General features: G+C 75.5%; 15 protein-coding genes and 2 pseudogenes. 9 read left to right on the forward strand and 8 right to left on the reverse strand.

Annotated elements, in window-relative coordinates:
- Positions 1–307: transposase (locus BM048_RS12105; protein WP_175499534.1), on the forward strand; the 307-nt coding region annotated here is incomplete at its 5' end.
- 10 nt (positions 308–317) lie between these two features.
- Here BM048_RS12105 and BM048_RS12110 read toward each other — a convergent pair.
- The 8 genes and pseudogenes from BM048_RS12110 to BM048_RS12140 all read right to left on the reverse strand — a co-directional run bounded on the left by BM048_RS12110 (position 318) and on the right by BM048_RS12140 (position 5,507).
- Complete coding sequence (locus BM048_RS12110; protein WP_090033455.1) at positions 318–908, reverse strand: hypothetical protein; 591 nt, start codon at positions 906–908, stop codon at positions 318–320.
- 85 nt (positions 909–993) lie between these two features.
- On the reverse strand, positions 994–1,389 hold the full coding sequence (locus BM048_RS12115) for a hypothetical protein (protein WP_090033456.1): 396 nt from the start codon (positions 1,387–1,389) through the stop codon (positions 994–996).
- A gap of 96 nt (positions 1,390–1,485) precedes the next feature.
- Positions 1,486–1,623, reverse strand: a pseudogene (locus BM048_RS17895) (RtcB family protein); the annotation flags it as partial.
- A 394-nt stretch (positions 1,624–2,017) separates the two neighbouring features.
- Positions 2,018–2,215: pseudogene (locus tag BM048_RS18965) on the reverse strand (MerR family transcriptional regulator); the annotation flags it as partial.
- Between the two features lie 58 nt (positions 2,216–2,273).
- The gene (locus BM048_RS12125; RefSeq protein ID WP_090033458.1) at positions 2,274–3,071 is read right to left on the reverse strand and encodes an ABC transporter permease; all 798 of its coding nucleotides are present in this window, start codon (positions 3,069–3,071) and stop codon (positions 2,274–2,276) included.
- Complete coding sequence (locus BM048_RS12130) at positions 3,068–3,910, reverse strand: ABC transporter ATP-binding protein (RefSeq protein ID WP_090033460.1); 843 nt, start codon at positions 3,908–3,910, stop codon at positions 3,068–3,070. The genes BM048_RS12125 and BM048_RS12130 overlap by 4 nt, the downstream gene beginning before the upstream one ends.
- A 42-nt stretch (positions 3,911–3,952) precedes the next feature.
- Complete coding sequence (locus BM048_RS12135) at positions 3,953–5,173, reverse strand: MFS transporter (protein WP_175499535.1); 1,221 nt, start codon at positions 5,171–5,173, stop codon at positions 3,953–3,955.
- Between the two features lie 43 nt (positions 5,174–5,216).
- Positions 5,217–5,507, reverse strand: a complete 291-nt coding sequence (locus tag BM048_RS12140; RefSeq protein ID WP_239078737.1) for a hypothetical protein — start codon at positions 5,505–5,507, stop codon at positions 5,217–5,219.
- Positions 5,508–5,601: 94 nt separating this feature from the next.
- Between BM048_RS12140 and BM048_RS12145 the strand changes: the two genes are divergently transcribed.
- The 8 genes from BM048_RS12145 to BM048_RS12180 all read left to right on the forward strand — a co-directional run bounded on the left by BM048_RS12145 (position 5,602) and on the right by BM048_RS12180 (position 15,844).
- The gene (locus tag BM048_RS12145; RefSeq protein ID WP_090033463.1) at positions 5,602–6,087 is read left to right on the forward strand and encodes a MarR family winged helix-turn-helix transcriptional regulator; all 486 of its coding nucleotides are present in this window, start codon (positions 5,602–5,604) and stop codon (positions 6,085–6,087) included.
- Between the two features lie 581 nt (positions 6,088–6,668).
- Positions 6,669–7,907, forward strand: coding sequence for an LLM class flavin-dependent oxidoreductase (locus BM048_RS12150; RefSeq protein ID WP_090033464.1), 1,239 nt, complete (start codon positions 6,669–6,671; stop codon positions 7,905–7,907).
- Positions 7,904–9,181: an acyl-CoA dehydrogenase family protein gene (locus BM048_RS12155; RefSeq protein WP_090033465.1), complete on the forward strand. Its 1,278-nt coding sequence runs from the start codon at positions 7,904–7,906 to the stop codon at positions 9,179–9,181. The genes BM048_RS12150 and BM048_RS12155 overlap by 4 nt, the downstream gene beginning before the upstream one ends.
- Before the next feature lie 79 nt (positions 9,182–9,260).
- A complete protein-coding gene (locus BM048_RS12160; RefSeq protein ID WP_090033467.1) occupies positions 9,261–10,964 on the forward strand; it encodes an ABC transporter substrate-binding protein in 1,704 nt (567 codons plus the stop codon).
- On the forward strand, positions 10,961–12,094 hold the full coding sequence (locus BM048_RS12165; protein WP_239078738.1) for an ABC transporter permease: 1,134 nt from the start codon (positions 10,961–10,963) through the stop codon (positions 12,092–12,094). The genes BM048_RS12160 and BM048_RS12165 overlap by 4 nt, the downstream gene beginning before the upstream one ends.
- Positions 12,091–13,047, forward strand: a complete 957-nt coding sequence (locus BM048_RS12170; RefSeq protein ID WP_090033468.1) for an ABC transporter permease — start codon at positions 12,091–12,093, stop codon at positions 13,045–13,047. The genes BM048_RS12165 and BM048_RS12170 overlap by 4 nt, the downstream gene beginning before the upstream one ends.
- Positions 13,044–14,813, forward strand: coding sequence for a dipeptide ABC transporter ATP-binding protein (locus tag BM048_RS12175; RefSeq protein WP_090033470.1), 1,770 nt, complete (start codon positions 13,044–13,046; stop codon positions 14,811–14,813). Before BM048_RS12170 ends, BM048_RS12175 begins: the two co-directional genes overlap by 4 nt.
- Entirely contained in the window at positions 14,810–15,844 is a 1,035-nt protein-coding gene (locus BM048_RS12180) for a LysR family transcriptional regulator (RefSeq protein ID WP_139224442.1), read from the forward strand. The genes BM048_RS12175 and BM048_RS12180 overlap by 4 nt, the downstream gene beginning before the upstream one ends.
- Positions 15,845–15,846 lie beyond the last annotated feature (2 nt).

Below are 15,846 nucleotides of genomic sequence, written 5' to 3' on the forward strand. Positions count from 1 at the left end.
CGAGGCCGCCCGGGCCGACGTCCTGGCGTTCACGTCCTTCCCCAAGGAGGTCTGGCGCCAGATCTGGTCCAACAACCCCAACGAGAGGCTGAACAGGGAGATCCGCCGGCGCACCGACGTCGTGGGAATCTTCCCCGACCGCACCTCGATCATCCGCCTGCTCGGCGCCGTCCTGGCCGAGCAGCACGACGAATGGGCCGAGGGACGCCGCTACCTCGCACTGGACGTCCTTGGCCGCGCCCGCCTGACCGCCGTCCCCGACCCGCAGGAGGTCACCCCGCCCCAACTCCCGGCGCTCAGCGCCTAACCAATGAAGGTCACGCGGCAGCCGTCACACACCACGACCGGGGACTTGACCTGTGCGAGGCGCCGAACACGGCGTAGTACGTCGTGCCGCCCACACGAAGGCCCGGTTCGCCCTTCACCCAGTCCGCCACCATGCGGCAAATCTCGAAGTCAACCAGCTCACTCGCGCCTGGAGGCATGAACATGGTCCGGTAGGTCGGCTCGGCCGCCCCTCGGGGCAGGTAGTGCAGGTTCACCTCGACATGCCGGTCACTATCGTTGATCACAGCGGCACGCGCGAGCAACGAGAAGTAGGTCGCACCGTCCTTCGGTAGACGGAACACAGCATCTGGCGGTACCTCCTCGCGCGGCTGGCTCATGCTGGAGCCGACGATCGGCCGCGCATCGACCAGCGCACTCACATGTACCGAAACATTGGGCATGTCAGCGTCTAGGCGCGTCCGAACGGCATCTGCCGCCAACTGGCGTGTCAAGTCGAGCGCCTCGTTCGCTGTCCGGGCGGCGTCGCGGGACGCGTTGGCGGAGCGCCGTGTCTCCCAGGACTGCCAACAGACGATGAATGCCGCGACCGTGGCCGCGATCGCGGCGACCCAGTCGGCCATCTATCGAATCTCCATGTCGGGAAGGATGACAGACTCGCGCCAGGGTGGCTGAGCAACCCCCCGCGAGCCGTGGGATCGAACCGCGCTAGATCATGAAGTATGCGAACTGCTGCCCGGCCATCAGCAGCGTCGACCCCACGAGGCAGCACGCGGTCGCGATGAGGAGCCGGCGATTTCCCCGGACCGCTCGTTCGCGCTGCGCGAGTGCCGTCCGCCACTCCGGGGGGATCGGAGCACCATCTGGCACGCGAGAAAAGCCGGCTAGTGCGCCGAGCAAGGCACTCGCCGCTGCTATCGCGGCGGCGATCGAAGCGCCTGCAACCACATGTGCAAGTCCGGCTTGGACGGTGGCGAAGACGGCGAGCAACCGCGCCGTGCGTCGGAAGCTGGCGCTCTCCAGGCGGAGGCCGTCGTACACCCTGCGGGCCTCATCGCAGAGCAACTTGGCACCGTGATCGGCGGCACGCTCGGTCTCGTCCACGGCTTGATCCTGCACCCGGCCACCCACATCCGGACGCTCGCATCGGGCTCCGTCGCGCCCATCGAACGGGGGCTTGCGTCATGTCCAGATAACATCTAGGTGGGCATCGGGCATGAGGGCCACGTGGGGGAACACGAAGGGCATGCGGGAGGTCCGCAGCGCCTGCTCGCGGGTGGTCGGCTCGAGGATCGAGGCCCAGCTGACGAGGCGCTCGGACAGGTGCTCGCGGGTCATGGCGGACATCCTGCGGGGACCAGGACCTGAGGTCACGGGCAATTGCCTCGCGACGACCTGCGTCCCTCGTCCGGGTCAGCCGGTCCGGGCCGCGCGTCCGGACACCCGCTCCAGCCGCGTCCAGCTCGCCCAGCCGCGCTCGCGCATGAGCTCGAGCATGCGCTGCATGCGCGGGTCGGTCTCGAGGGCCAGCGCGTCGAGCAGCTGCGAGGCCGCCGATCCCGCGCAGCGCCTCGAGGTAGGCGACGACCTCGGGCGGCAGGACGAGGCGGTCGCCCGCGGCGAGCTGCGCGATCTGCTCCCGGCTGCGGCTCAGGCGCGCGATCTCGTCGCGGAGGTGCTCGTCGATCCGCCGGACCGCCGCCGCGAAGGTGGCCTCGTCGGCGTCCAGGAGCCGGGCCACCTCCGACAGCGGCACACCCGCCTCCCCCAGCGTGCGGATGCGGACGAGCGCGACGACGGCCCTCGCGCCGTACCGCCGGTAGCCGGAGGCGTCGCGCTCCGGCTCCGGCAGCAGGCCGATCTGGTGGTAGTGGCGCACGGCCCGCACGGTGACCCCGGCGTAGGCGGCGAGCTGGCTGATGGTCAGCACGGCGACGATCCTGCCCCTCGTCGCGCCCTGCGCGGGAGGGGTACGGGAGAGGGCACGGTCACGGGAACCGCCGGCGGAAGGTCAGCGCGGCGAGGGTGGCGGCCACGACGAGCAGCCCGGCGCACCAGGCCAGGGCGGCCGCGGTGCTGCCGGCGGCGTCCTGACCCGCGAGCAGCGCCCGCAATGCGTCGACGCAGGCGGTCACCGGCTGGTGCTCGGCGAACCACCGCACCGGCCCCGGCATGGACCCCGTCGGCGCGAAGGCCGAGCTGACGAACGGCAGCAGGATCAGCGGGTAGGAGAACGCGCTGGCGCCCTCCACGGACGAGGCCGTCAGCCCGGCGACGACCGCGAGCCACGTGAGCGCCAGCGCCAGCAGCACGAGGACCCCGACGACGGCCAGCCACCCGAGCACCCCCGCGCGGGGCCGGAACCCGACGACGAACGCCACACCGACGACGAGCGCCACGGGGACGAGGTTCGCCACCACCGAGGTCAGGACGTGCGCCCAGAGCACCGCCGACCGGGCGATCGGCATCGACCGGAACCGCTCGAGCAGGCCGCCCTGGAGGTCGAGGAACAGCCGGTAGGCGGTGTAGGAGACGCCCGTCGCGAGGGTGATGACGAGGATCCCGGGCAGGAGGTAGTCGACGTAGGAGCCGGTGCGGGACCCGGTGTCGATGGCACCGCCGAGGACGTAGGTGAACAGCAGCAGGATGGCGACGGGCATGAGGGCCGTCGTGATGACGGTGTCGGGGCTGCGCAGCACGTGGGTGCGAGAGCGGCCGGTCAGGGCGGCGGTGTCCGCGACGACGGTGGCGAGCGGCGCCGTCGGCGTGGGGGTCGTGGTGGTCATCGGAGGTCCTCCTGCCGGGTGCTGGTGCTGGTGGTGGTGCCGGCGGTGCTGCCGGCGCTCGTGAGGGCGAGGAAGACCTCCTCGAGGCTGGGCCGCTTCTCGACGTGCTCGACGCGGGCGGGCGGCAGGAGGGCGGTGAGCTCGGCGAGGGTGCCCTCGACGAGGACCCGGCCGCCGTGCAGGATCGCGACGCGGTCCGCGAGCTGCTCCGCCTCCTCCAGGTACTGGGTGGTGAGGAGGACCGTCGTGCCGCCGGCGGCGAGCTCGCGCACGGCCTGCCAGACCTCGCGCCGCCCCTCGGGGTCGAGGCCGGTGGTGGGCTCGTCGAGGACGACGACGGCCGGGTCGCCGACGAGGCTCATCGCCAGGTCGAGGCGGCGGCGCATGCCGTTGGAGTACGTGGCCGCGCGGCGGTCGCCGGCGTCGGCGAGCGAGAACCGGCGCAGGAGGGCGTCGGCGACCTCGCCGGGACGGGGCAGGTGCCGCAGCCGTGCGACGAGCACGAGGTTCTCCCGCCCGGTGAGGACGCCGTCGACGGCAGCGAACTGCCCGGTGAGGCTGAGCGCGGTCCGCACGCGGTGGCCCTGCGTGGTGACGTCGGCGCCGGCCACGGTGGCCGTGCCGCCGTCCGGTGGCAGGAGCGTGGCGAGGATCTTCACGAGCGTCGTCTTGCCGGTCCCGTTGGTGCCGAGGAGGGCGACGATGCTGCCGGTGGCGACGTCGAGGTCGACGCCGGGCAGGACGGCGAGGTCGCCGTAGGACCTCGTCAGGCCGCGGACGCTGATCGCGGCAGCGGCGGTGGGTCGGGCGGGTGGTCGGGGTGCTGTGGTGGTGTCCATGACGCGAGCGTCGGGGGTTGACGCTGCGTCAGGGTCAAGCGGTCAGCCCTGCGCGTCCGCGGGGAGCTCGCGGGGGACGCGGGCGATCCGCGTCCTGTCGGTGAGGGCGACGAAGAGCAGGCCTGCGGCCGTGATGCCGGCCGCGACGAGCGGGATCGCGGCCACACCCACGCCGTCGAGCACGAGCCCCCCGACGAGGGCCCCGAGGCCGATGCCGATGTTGAACGCCGTGGTGACGACCGAGCCCGCGAGGCTGCGGGCGCGCACGGACGCCGCGTGCAGGTTCCGGGTGTGCATCATCGGCGGCACGACGCCGAACGCGACGGAGTAGAGGACCAGCAGCGTCACCACGAGCCCTGTCGCGCTGCCCGCCAGGGCGAACGCCACGAGCAGGACCGTCGCCGCGGAGACGGCGACGGTCACCACCAGCCGCGGCCACCGGTCGCCCAGGCCCCCGGCGAGCACCGCGCCGACGAGCCCCGCGACGCCGAGCGCCAGCAGCACGCCGCTGAGCAGGTCCGACGGCACCCCGCCGACCTGGATCGTCCACGGCGCGATGTAGGTGTAGAAGGCGTTGTGGCCCGTGGCCACCACCAGCGTGGAGACGGCGACGATCCCGACGCCGACCAGCGACGGGTCCCGCCGCAGGGGCGTGGCCACGGCCCCCGGCACCGGCGCGCGGCGGTGCTCCACCGGCGGCAGCGCCACGACGGCCAGCACCACGAAGACGACGACGATCAGCGCCATCACGCCGAACGCGGCGCGCCACCCGAGCGCGTGCCCCAGCGCGGCCGTCAGCGGCACGCCGAGGATGAAGGCGAGCGACCCGCCACCGGAGGTGATGGCGATCGCACGCGCCAGCTGCGTGCCCGGCACGAGGAACGACGCGTACGGCCCTGCCACGGACCAGAAGAGGCCGTGCGACAGGCCGCCGATCACCCGGGAGACGAGCAGCACCTCGTAGCTCGGCGCCAGCGCGGCGATCACGTTCGTCACGGCGAACACCGACAGCGTGAGGACGAGCAGCGGCTTGCGCGCGAACCGCTGGGTGGCCAGCGTCAGCGGGATCGAGGTCAGCGCCACCGTCCCGGCGAACACCGAGACGAGGAGTCCCACCCGGGACTCGCTGACGCCGACGCCGTCCGCGATCTCCGGCAGCAGACCGGTCGGGAGGAACTCGCTGGAGACGGAGGCGAAGATCGCCCCGGCGAGCACGAGGAGTCGGAACGTGGGCAGCGGGGCGTGCGGGTCGGGCGCGGGCACCGCAGGACAGTAGTCGAGTGCGGCCGGGCGTCGGTCCGCCCGGTCAGGGCTCGTCGACCACGGGCCGTTCGACGAGGAACGTCCGGCCGTCCGCGCCGGTGACGCGGACGAACTCCGTGCGCAGGGCGGCGTCACGGGCGCGCTCGTCGTCGTTCGCGGGACGGCCGGCGGCGGCGGGGTGGCCGACCTGGGCCGGACCGAGGTAGGTGAGCAGGACCTCGGTGGGCCGGTCCGTGTCGGCGCCGGCCACCATGTCGCCCGCCCGGTCGACCACCCGGTCCGCGGACGTGGCGGCCGGGCGCGAGCGGGACGGACGGCGGCGGAGCAGGCCCATGGGACTCCCTCGGGGTGGCCCGGCGGTCCCGGAGCGATCGGGAGCGCGACGAGCAGATGCTGAGTGCACTCAGCATAATCGCTAGGCTCGGGGCATGACGACGGGTGGCGGGCACGCGGTGACGACCGGGTCCGTCGCCGACCCGCTGGCCCTCGAGGCGCAGGTGTGCCTGGCGATGTCGGCGGCGGCGCGCGATCTCGTCGCCTTCTACCGGCCGCTGCTGGCCCCGCTCGGCCTGACCCATCCGCAGTACCTGGTGATGCTCGCGCTGTGGCAGCACGGGGAGCTGACGCTGACGCGCCTGGCGGCACTGCTGCACCTCGAGCCGGGCACGGCCTCGCCGCTCGTGCGCCGGCTGGAGGCGCAGGGCCTCGTCGAGCGGACGCGGTCCGCCGACGACGGACGCGCGCTGGTGCTGCGCGCGACGGCGGCCGGACGGGCGCTGCGCGAGCAGGCGCTCGCCGTCCCGGGCCGGATGCTCGCCGGGCTGGCGCTCACCGTCGAGGAGGCGGCCCGCATCCGTGAGGCGGCGGAGCTCCTGGTCGGCGCCTGCGCACGGGCGCGCACCGACCTCTCCTGACCGGCGCCGGCACTCATCAGCCCGCGCGATGTGTCCACATCGAGGAACGTCCTTGGACGGATGGTGGGACGAAGCCCTACTGTCGCTGCCATGACGAGGACCCGCCCCGAGGCGCTGCGCATGCCGTCCGGCATGCCCGCCACCGGCCGCCCCGTCGCCCCCGCCGGTGCCTCCCGCCCGGCCGGGGCCTGTCGCGCGTCGATGCGCGGCTGTCCCTGTCCGGCTCTCTGACCCGGACCGCGGACCCCGGGACGCCGCTCGCGTCCCTCGTCCTCGCGCCGCACACCGCCTGACGGCCGCCTGACCTCGCGTCGGCCCCCGTCGTCCGGCGGTCGACGACCGCGTCGTCCCGTCCCGCGTCGTCCCGTGCCGCGCCGGCGCCCGCACCGCCCTCGTCGCCCCCGGTCCTGACCTCCCTGCCCCGGGCAGGGAGCAGCCGGTTCGCGACGCGGACCGCCGCGCCCCCGACGGGCGTACCCGCACCCGCGCCCGCCCGGCGCGCGGTGCTGCCGGGTGCTGCCCACCCGTCCCTCGTCGTACCCCGACCACCCCTGCCTGCCCGTCTCCCGGAGGACCGTCCCGTGCCCGTCGAGTTCATCTCCGCCATCAACGTCAACCCGTCGAACGAGGTCAACGGCCTGTCCGACCCGGCGATCGACGTCGCCTACCTGCGCCGCTACGCCCGCGTCCTCGAGGACGGCGGCTTCGACTACTCGCTGGTGCCCTACGGCTCCGCCGGCCACGACCCCTTCACCATCGCCGCGGCGTTCACGCAGGTCACCGAGCACCTGCGGCCGATCGTCGCCCTGCGCCCCAACACCCTGTACCCGACGGTGGCCGCGAAGGCGCTCGCGACGCTCGACCAGCTCTCCGGCGGCCGGGCGGTCGTGCACCTCATCGCCGGCGGCAACGACGTCGAGCAGGCCCGCGAGGGCGACCGGCTGCCGAAGGCGGAGCGCTACGCCCGCCAGGAGGAGTTCCTGCGGATCCTGCGCCGCGTCTGGACCGAGACCGAGCCGTTCGACCACGCCGGGACGTACTACTCCTTCGAGGGCTTCGTCTCCCGGGTGCGGCCCGTCAACGGCACGATCCCGATCTCCGTCGGCGGCTCCAGCGACGAGGCGTACGCCCAGGGCGGGGCGCTGGCGGACATCTTCGGCCTGTGGGGCGAGCCGCTGAAGGACACCGCCGAGCAGATCGAGCGCATCGCCGCCGCGGCGCGCGCCGTCGGGCGCACCGACACCCCGCGGACCTGGGTGACGTTCCGGCCGATCATCGCGCCGACCGAGGAGCTGGCCTGGGAGAAAGCCGAGCGGACGCTGCAGGTGCTGCAGTCGCGCGGCGGCTCGGGCGCCGGTCAGCCGCTGGGGTCGCGCGGGGGGTTGTGGGTGCAGACGCCGGGTGCCGGCGGGCCGCAGAACCGCGGGTCGCAGCGCCTGCTCGAGATCGCCGCGCGCGGCGACCGGCACGACCGGGCGCTGTGGACGCCGACCGCGTCGGCCACCGGGGCGCAGGGCGCCTCGACCGCCCTGGTGGGCACGCCGGAGACCGTGGCGGCCGCGATCCTCGACTACGTCGACCTCGGCGCGGACCTCATCTCGATCCGCGGGTACGACAACCTGAACGACGCGATCGACTACGGCCGCTACGTCCTGCCGCTGGTCCGCGAGGAGCTCGTGCACCGCGAGGCGACGGGCCGGCGCGGCGAGGTCGTCGCGCAGCCGCCCCTGCCCGGGCAGGAGGCTCCGACCGGGGCTGACGGCGAGGCCCGCGGGGCCGCCCTCGCCGGCGACGACGCGCTCGTCGGGGCCTCCGCGTGACCGCGCTCGACGAGAGGGCGCCGGCGACGACGGTCGGGGCCGCCGGCAGCGCCACCACGGGCGGAGCCGGTGCCGACGTCCGGCAGCAGGCCGTCCCGCCCGGGCTGCCCGTGCCCGACCTGTCCGACGCGGCGCTGGCCGCGGTGACCGCGCGCCTGGCGACCACCGCCGAGGAGCACGACCGGACGGCGGCCTTCCCGTGGCGCGGGATCGCCGCCGTGCACGAGGCCGGGCTGCTCACCCTCGGCGTCGCGCCGCGGTACGGCGGCACGCCGCTGACCGCGGTCGACGCGGTGCGGGTGTTCGAGGCGCTCGGGCAGGGCGACCCGGCGGTGGCGCTCATCGCCGCGATGACGGTCCTGCAGCACGACGCGCAGGCGCGGTCACCGTGGTGGCCCGAGGACGTGTACCGCACTCTCGTCGCCCGGTCGGCGCGGGAGCCGCAGCTCCTCAACGCCGTGCGGGCCGAGCCCGAGTGGGGCGCGCCGGCGCGCGGCGGCCTGCCGGCCACGACCGTGCGGCGCGACGGCGACGGCTGGGTGCTCGACGGCCGCAAGGCGTTCGCCACCGGGTCGGAGGGGCTCACGTACCACCTCGTGTGGGCGGTCGACCACGACGGCCCCTCGGGCGAGCCCGAGGTCGCCCACGCGGTGGTCCCGGCCGGGCTGCCCGGCGTGCGCGTCGTGCGGACCTGGGACCACCTCGGCCAGCGGGCGACGAGCACGCACGACGTCGTCTACGACCGGGTCCGGATCCCGGACGACCACTTCGTCGGCGCGCCCGTGTCCGGACCAGGCGGTGCGGCGCGCCGCGGCGAGCCCGGGGCCGGCGCGATCCTGTCCGTCCCGGCGCTGTACGTCGGCGTCGCCCGGGCCGCGCAGGCCTTCCTCGTGCGGTTCGCGCACGAGCGCGTCCCCACCTCGCTCGGCCGCCCCATCGCCACCACGGACCGGATCGCGGCCGTCGCGGGCGAGGTGGAGGCACAGCTCGTGGGTGCGGAGGAGCTGCTGCTCGGCCTGGCCGCCCGCCTCGACGCGGGCGACGAGCGGGCGCGCGGCCGGCTCGTCGTCGCCAAGCTCCTGGCCACGCGCGCGGCGGTCACGGCCGTCGAGACCGCCGTCGCCGCGCTGGGGAACCCGGCCCTCACGCGGTCGCACCCCCTCGAGCGGCACCTGCGCGACGTCCTGGCGTCGCGGGTGCACCCGCCGCAGGACGACGCGGCCCTGCTCGCCGCCGGCCGGGCGTCGCTCGCCGCCCTCGCGCCCACGTCCTGATCCGGACCCCTGACCCCACCCGTCTGACCCCGTCCCCGGCCGACCCCGCGCCGGGCCCGACCCCGAGGAACCCACCCCCATGCGCACCACGCGACCCCACCGCCGCCTCGCGGCCGCCGCAGCCCCCGCCCTCGTGGCCGTGCTGGCGCTGACGGCCTGCGCCGGAGGCAGCGGCAGCGCCGCGTCCGACGGCGCCACGAGCACCGACGGCAGCACCGCCGGTGCCACCGGCGACCCCGTCGAGGGCGGCCGCCTGCGCCTCGCGTACTTCCCCGACAACGCCGCCTTCGCGTGCGTCGACCCCTTCCAGACCTACTGGATCGAGCACCGCACGGTCATCCGCAACTACGCGGACTCGCTCACCGACCAGGACCCGGAGACGGGCGAGATCGTCCCGTGGCTGGCGACGTCGTGGACGGTGGACGACGCCGGCACCGAGTACACCTTCGACCTGCGGACGGACGTGACGTTCTCCGACGGCACGGCCTTCGGCCCGGAGGCCGTCAAGACGGCCTTCGACAGCCATGCGGCCGTCCTGCAGGAGCTCCCGACGGCGTACGGCGGCGTCTACCTGGCCGGGTACGAGTCGACGGAGGTGGTCGACGCCGACACGGTGGTGATCCGGTTCTCGACGCCGAACGCGGCCTTCCTGCAGGGCACGTCGACGACGAACCTCGCCGTCCTCGCGCCGGCGTCGTACGCGAAGACGCCCGAGGAGCGGTGCCTCGGGGACGTCGTCGGATCCGGCCCCTTCGTCCTCGACTCCTACACCCCGGGCGAGGGCATCAGCCTGAGCAAGCGCGACGGCTACGCCTGGGGCTCCGAGCTGCGGGAGAACACGGGGGAGGCCTACCTCGACGGCATCGACATCACCTACGTCGCCGAGGACTCGGTCCGCATCGGCCAGCTCACGTCAGGAGCCATCGACATCGCGTGGCCCCGCCAGCCCATCACCGAGAACGACCAGGCCCTCGTGACCGCCAACGGCGCGCAGCTCGTCAGCCGTTCGCTGCCCGGCCCGGCCAACAACCTCTACCCGAACCTGTCGGAGGGGAAGGTCCTGGCCGAGGCCGACGTCCGTCGCGCGCTCCAGAAGGCCATCGACCGGCAGACGTACGCCTCGACGGTCTTCGGCGCCGACTACCCGGCTGTCACGAGCATCTACGACACGACCACGCCGGGCTACGTCGACCACTCCGAGAACCTCGCCCACGACCCCGACGGGGCGGCCGAGCTCCTCGAGGACGCCGGCTGGGCGCTCGAGGACGACGGGTACCGCTACCGGGACGGGCAGCGGCTCAGGCTGTCGACCCCGGTCGTGCAGGGTTTCACCGCCGGTGACCAGCTCATCCAGGACCAGCTGAAGGCCGTCGGCATCGACCTGCAGCTGGACGTCATCACCCAGGCCCAGCGCAGCGACGTCCTGTCCTCGGGCGACTACGACCTCATCTCCACCTACTACACGCGGGCCGACCCGGGCGTGATCCAGTGGATCGTCGACTCCCGGTACGCCGGCTCGAAGGCCCAGGCGGACAACGCGCTGACGCCCGAGCAGGCGGCCCAGGTCCAGGCGCTGCTCGACGAGGGCACGACGACGACCGACCCCGACGCCCGGGCCGAGGTCTACGGCGAGCTGCAGGACCTGTACCTCGACGAGGCGCTCGCGTTCCCGACCTTCGAGCGGGTGCAGACCGCGGCGCTCGCGGCCGACGTGCACGGGTTCCGGTTCACCTCCGAGTCGTTCGGCGACTTCGCGGGGACGTGGATCGGGGACGCCTCGTGACGGCCGTGGTCGTCGACGGGCCGGCGGCGGGTGCCGTCGCCGGCCCGGCCCCCGGGCCGACGTCCGGGCTGGTGAGCGGGGCGGCCCGCGTCGCCCGGGGGGCCGGCCTCGGCCGGTACGTGGCCGGCCGGGTCGCGCAGGCGCTCGTCGTGCTGTGGGCGGCGTGGACCGCGACGTTCGCGATCCTGTGGCTCCTGCCGTCCGACCCGCTGGCGCTGCTGCTCTCGGCCAACAACGTCGAGGTGGACTCCCTGTCGCCGGCGGAGCTCGCGGCGGCCCAGGCCCGGTACGGGCTCGACCAGCCCGTGCTCGTCCAGTACGGCCGGATGCTCGGCGACGCGCTGCACGGCGACCTCGGCGTGTCCATCACGAAGAACGTGCCGGTGACGCAGCTGCTGGCCGAGCGGCTGCCCGGCACGCTGCAGCTCAGCGGCCTGGCGGTGCTGCTCGCGCTGGCCGGCGGGCTCACGGTGGCGTGGCTCGCGGCGTGGGTGCGCTGGCGCCCCGCCAAGGTGCTGCTGTCGCGGCTGCCGTCCGCGGGCGTGGCGTTCCCGTCCTTCTGGGTCGGCCTGCTGCTCATCCAGGTCTTCGCCTTCACGCTGGGGTGGTTCCCCTCCACCGGCGACGAGGGGCCGGCGGCGCTGGTCCTGCCCGCGGTGACCATGGCCATCCCGACGTCGGCCGTGTTCGCGCAGGTCCTCACGCGCAGCCTCGAGGACACCCTCGCGCAGCCGTGGATCACGACCGCCCGCGCCACGGGGTTGTCCCGCGCCGGCGCCCAGGCCCGGCACGCGCTGCGCAACGCGGCCCTGCCGACGCTGACGATCCTCGGCCTGCTCGTGGGTGGCACCGTGACCGGCGCGATCGTCACGGAGACCGTCTTCGCCCGGCAGGGCGTCGGGATGCTCGCCCAGGAGGCGGTGCTGAGCCAGGACGTGCCGGTGGTCCAGGCCGTCGTCGTGCTCGCCGCCGCCGCGTTCGTGCTGGTCAACCTCCTCGTCGACCTGCTGTACCCGCTGCTGGACCCGCGCATCAGCCACGCCGTCCGCACGCCTGCTGCCCGCACGCCTGCTGCCCGCACGTCATCTCCTCGCACGTCCGCTGCCCGCACCCGCCGGAGGCCGTCATGACGCTCGCGCTCACCCGCCCCGCCCCGGCCGTCGCGTCCGGCGACGAGGGCCTGCTCACCGACGGCCCCGACGGCCCCGACGGCGACGAGGGTCGCCGCCGCGGGCGTCGCCGCCCGCTCGAGGGGCGGGCGGCCCGCCGGGCGACGACCGCGCGCCTGCTGCTGCGCCGACCCGGCTTCCTGGTCGCCCTGGCGTTCGTCGTCCTCGTCGTCGTCTCCGCCCTGGCCCCCGGCCTGTTCACGTCCGCCGACCCGTATGCGACGGCTCCCATCGACAAGCTCCTGCCGCCCGGCCCCGGGCACCCCTTCGGCACCGACGAGCTCGGGCGCGACCTGTTCTCCCGCGTCCTGCACGGCGGGCTGCTGACGGTGCAGGCCGTGGGGCTCGCCCTCGTCCTGGCGCTCGTCGTCGGACTGACGCTCGGCGTGGTGGCCGGGTTCGTCGGCGGGTGGGTCGACGCCGTCGTCATGCGGGCCGTCGACGTGCTGCTCGCGATCCCGGGGCTGCTGCTGGCCCTCGCGATCGTCACCGCCATCGGCTACGGCACCGTCCCGGTGGCCGTCGCCGTGGGCATCGGCATCGTCCCGGGCTTCGCGCGGACGACGCGCGCCGAGGTGCTGCGCGTGCGGACCCTGCCGTACGTCGAGGCGGCCCGGACGGGCGGCGCCTCGTGGGGTCGGGTGCTGCTGCGGCACGTGCTGCCCAACTCGTGGGGGCCCGTCGCCGTGCTCGCGGTCCTCGACCTCGGCGCCGCCGTCATCGCCGTCGCGGCGCTGAGCTTCCTCGGGTTCGGCGCCGCCCCGCCCGCGGCCGAGTGGGGGACGTTGATCTCCACGGGGCGGAGCTACCTCGTCACCAGCCCCTGGTTGAGCCTGCTGCCCGGGGTGTTCGTCGGCCTGCTGGTGCTCGGCCTCAACCACGTCGCCCGGACCCTCGAGGAGGTGCAGCGATGAGCGCGGCCGTCGCCCCCGTCACCCCGGCCGCCGGCCGCCCGGCCGGACCCGTCGTCCGCCTCGAGGACCTGCACGTCGCGTACGGCCGCAGCCGCCGCGACGCCCGGCCCGCCGTGCGCGGGATCAGCCTCGAGGTCGCGCCCGGGGAGGTCGTCGCCCTCGTCGGCGAGTCGGGCTCCGGCAAGTCCAGCACCGCGCACGCCGTCCTCGGGCTGCTGCCCGCGAGCGGGCACGTCACGGGCGGGCGCATCGAGGTCGACGGCCTCGACGTCACTCGGGCCCCCGACCGGGTGCGCCGCCGGCAGCGCGGGTCCGTGCTCGGGCTCGTCCCGCAGGACCCGGGCCTCGGGCTCGACCCCACGCTGCGCGTCGGCGTGCAGGTGGCCGAGGTCGTGCGGCGGCGCGGGGTGCCGCGCGCGGCGGTCGGCGCGGAGGTGCTCGTCGCCCTGGCCGACGCCGGCGTCGACGACCCGGAGCTGCGCGCGCGCCAGTACCCGCACGAGCTGTCGGGCGGCCTGCGTCAGCGGGTGCTCATCGCGCTCGCGCTGGCCGGGCACCCGCGGCTGCTCGTCGCCGACGAGCCGACCTCCGCGCTGGACGTCACCGTGCAGCGGCGGATCCTCGACCACCTCGAGCACCTGGTCGCCGAGCGCGGCATCGGGCTGCTCGTCATCACGCACGATCTCGCCGTGGCCGCCGACCGCGCGGACCGCGTGCTCGTCCTGTCGCAGGGGCGCGTCGTCGAGCAGGGGCCGCCCGCGCAGCTCCTCGTGCGCCCCGAGCAGGAGTACACGCGGCGGCTGCTGGCGGCGGCGCCGGGCCTCGTCGTGCCGGGCCTCGTCGTGCCGGGGAGCGTGGCCCCGGAGACGCCCGGGACGCGGACGCGGCTCGTCGTCCGGCACGCCACGCCCGACGACGCGACCGCCGGGTCGACCGCGGCCGAGCCCGTGCTGCGCCTGCACGACGTCACGGTCGACTTCCCCCAGCCCGGGCGGCCCGCCCTGCGCGCGCTCGACGGGGTGGGCCTGGCGGTGCCGCGCGGGCGCACGCTCGCGGTCGTCGGGGAGTCCGGGTCGGGCAAGACGACGGCCCTGCGCGTGGCGCTCGGGCTGCAGCCCGTCACCGGCGGCCGCGTCGAGCTCGACGGGCGGGACGTCACCGACGCCTCCTGGGCGGCGTGGCGACCGCTGCGCCGGCGGGTGCAGCTCGTCCACCAGAACCCGTTCGCCGCCCTCGACCCGCGCTTCACCGTCGAGGAGAGCGTCACCGAGCCGCTCGTGTCGTTCCGCCTCGGCGGGCGTGCCGAGCGGCGGCAGCGGGCGCGCGAGCTGCTCGACCGCGTCGGGCTGCCCGCCGCGCACCTGTCGCGGCTGCCGGCCGAGCTGTCGGGCGGCCAGCGCCAGCGCGTGGCCATCGCCCGGGCGCTCGCGGTGGGTCCGGAGCTCCTGCTGCTCGACGAGCCCGTCTCCGCGCTCGACGTGTCCGTGCAGGCGCAGGTCCTCGCGCTGCTGGCCGACCTCCAGGCCGACCTCGGCGTGTCCTACCTGTTCGTCTCGCACGACCTGGCGGTCGTCGCGGAGGTCGCGCACCGGGTGGCCGTGCTGCGGCGCGGGCGGCTGGTGGAGGAGGGGCCGGCCGGGCAGGTGCTGCACGCGCCGGCGGACCCCTACACCGCCGAGCTGCTCGACGCGGTGCCGGGCGGTCGGCACGCCGCGGCGGTGGCGGCGCTCGCGGGCGCGGGGGCCGGCGTGGGGGTGGGCGCATGAGCGCGCCGCTCGACCTCGCGCAGCTGCGCACGCTCGTCGCCATCGCGGACACCGGCGGCTACACGCGCGCAGCCGCCGCGCTGCACGTGTCCCAGCCGACCGTCTCCGGGCACGTCCGCGTGCTGGAGCGGCGCCTGAAGCAGGTGCTCCTCGAGCGCGAGGGCCGCGGCGCGCGGTTCACGGACGACGGGGAGCGCCTGCTCGCCGAGGCCCGGCGCGTCCTGGCCGTGCACGACGAGGCGCTGGCCCGCCTGGAGACCGGCGCGCGGCGCACGGTCGTCGTCGGGTCCACCGAGACCGCCGCCGAGGGCGTCCTGCCCACGCTGCTGACGACGCTGCGCGACGCGTTCCCCGACCGGCCCGTGCGGTTCGTCATCGACCGCTCCACCGGCATGACGGAGTCCGTGGCACGCGGCACCATCGACCTGGCCGTCCTGCTCGGCTGGGGGCCGGCGACGCCCGGCCGCCAGGTCGGGACGCTGCCGCTGCGGTGGTACGGGCGTCCCGGCGGGGACGCCTCCGACGGCGGCCGGTCCGACGGCGGCCGGTCCGACGGCGGCGGCCCCGACGACGAGGTGCCGCTCGTCGCCTACGCCGAGCCGTGCGGCATGCGCCGCCGGGCCCTCGCCGAGCTGGCCGAGGCCGGTCGGCGGGTCCGGCTGACGGCGGAGTCGACGACCCTCGACGGCGTCGTCGCCGCGGCCCGCGCGGGGCTCGGCGTCGCCGTCCTGCCCAGCGCCGGTGCCCCGCCGGCCGGGCTCGTCGAGCGGACGGACCTGCCGCCGCTCGGCGTCATCGGGCTGCACCTGGCCACCCGCGCCGGGCTCGACGTCGACCTCGAGGCCGCCGCGCTCGGCGCGCTGGAGACGTTCGTCGCCGGGCTCCCCGGGCTCACGGCCGCCGTCGTGCCCGCCGCGCCCGTCGCGACCCCCGCTCGCGTGCCCACCACCTCCCACCCCGACACCTCCCACCGCGCCGCCTCCCACCCCGGCACCTCCCACCCCGACACCGACCGCGAGGACCTGACGTGACC

It is taken from the genome of Cellulomonas marina, from assembly GCF_900111925.1.
GTDB classification, from domain to species: domain Bacteria; phylum Actinomycetota; class Actinomycetes; order Actinomycetales; family Cellulomonadaceae; genus Cellulomonas; species Cellulomonas marina.

Bases quoted from the DNA above. Each gene is read 5' to 3' on its own strand.
- BM048_RS12140 (WP_239078737.1), bottom strand. From the start codon at position 5,507: ATGGGCCTGCTCCGCCGCCGTCCGTCCCGCTCGCGCCCGGCCGCCACG.
- BM048_RS12130 (WP_090033460.1), bottom strand. From the start codon at position 3,910: ATGGACACCACCACAGCACCCCGACCACCCGCCCGACCCACCGCCGCT.
- BM048_RS12145 (WP_090033463.1), top strand. From the start codon at position 5,602: ATGACGACGGGTGGCGGGCACGCGGTGACGACCGGGTCCGTCGCCGAC.
- BM048_RS12175 (WP_090033470.1), top strand. From the start codon at position 13,044: ATGAGCGCGGCCGTCGCCCCCGTCACCCCGGCCGCCGGCCGCCCGGCC.
- BM048_RS12110 (WP_090033455.1), bottom strand. From the start codon at position 908: ATGGCCGACTGGGTCGCCGCGATCGCGGCCACGGTCGCGGCATTCATC.
- BM048_RS12125 (WP_090033458.1), bottom strand. From the start codon at position 3,071: ATGACCACCACGACCCCCACGCCGACGGCGCCGCTCGCCACCGTCGTC.
- BM048_RS12160 (WP_090033467.1), top strand. From the start codon at position 9,261: ATGCGCACCACGCGACCCCACCGCCGCCTCGCGGCCGCCGCAGCCCCC.
- BM048_RS12180 (WP_139224442.1), top strand. From the start codon at position 14,810: ATGAGCGCGCCGCTCGACCTCGCGCAGCTGCGCACGCTCGTCGCCATC.
- BM048_RS12170 (WP_090033468.1), top strand. From the start codon at position 12,091: ATGACGCTCGCGCTCACCCGCCCCGCCCCGGCCGTCGCGTCCGGCGAC.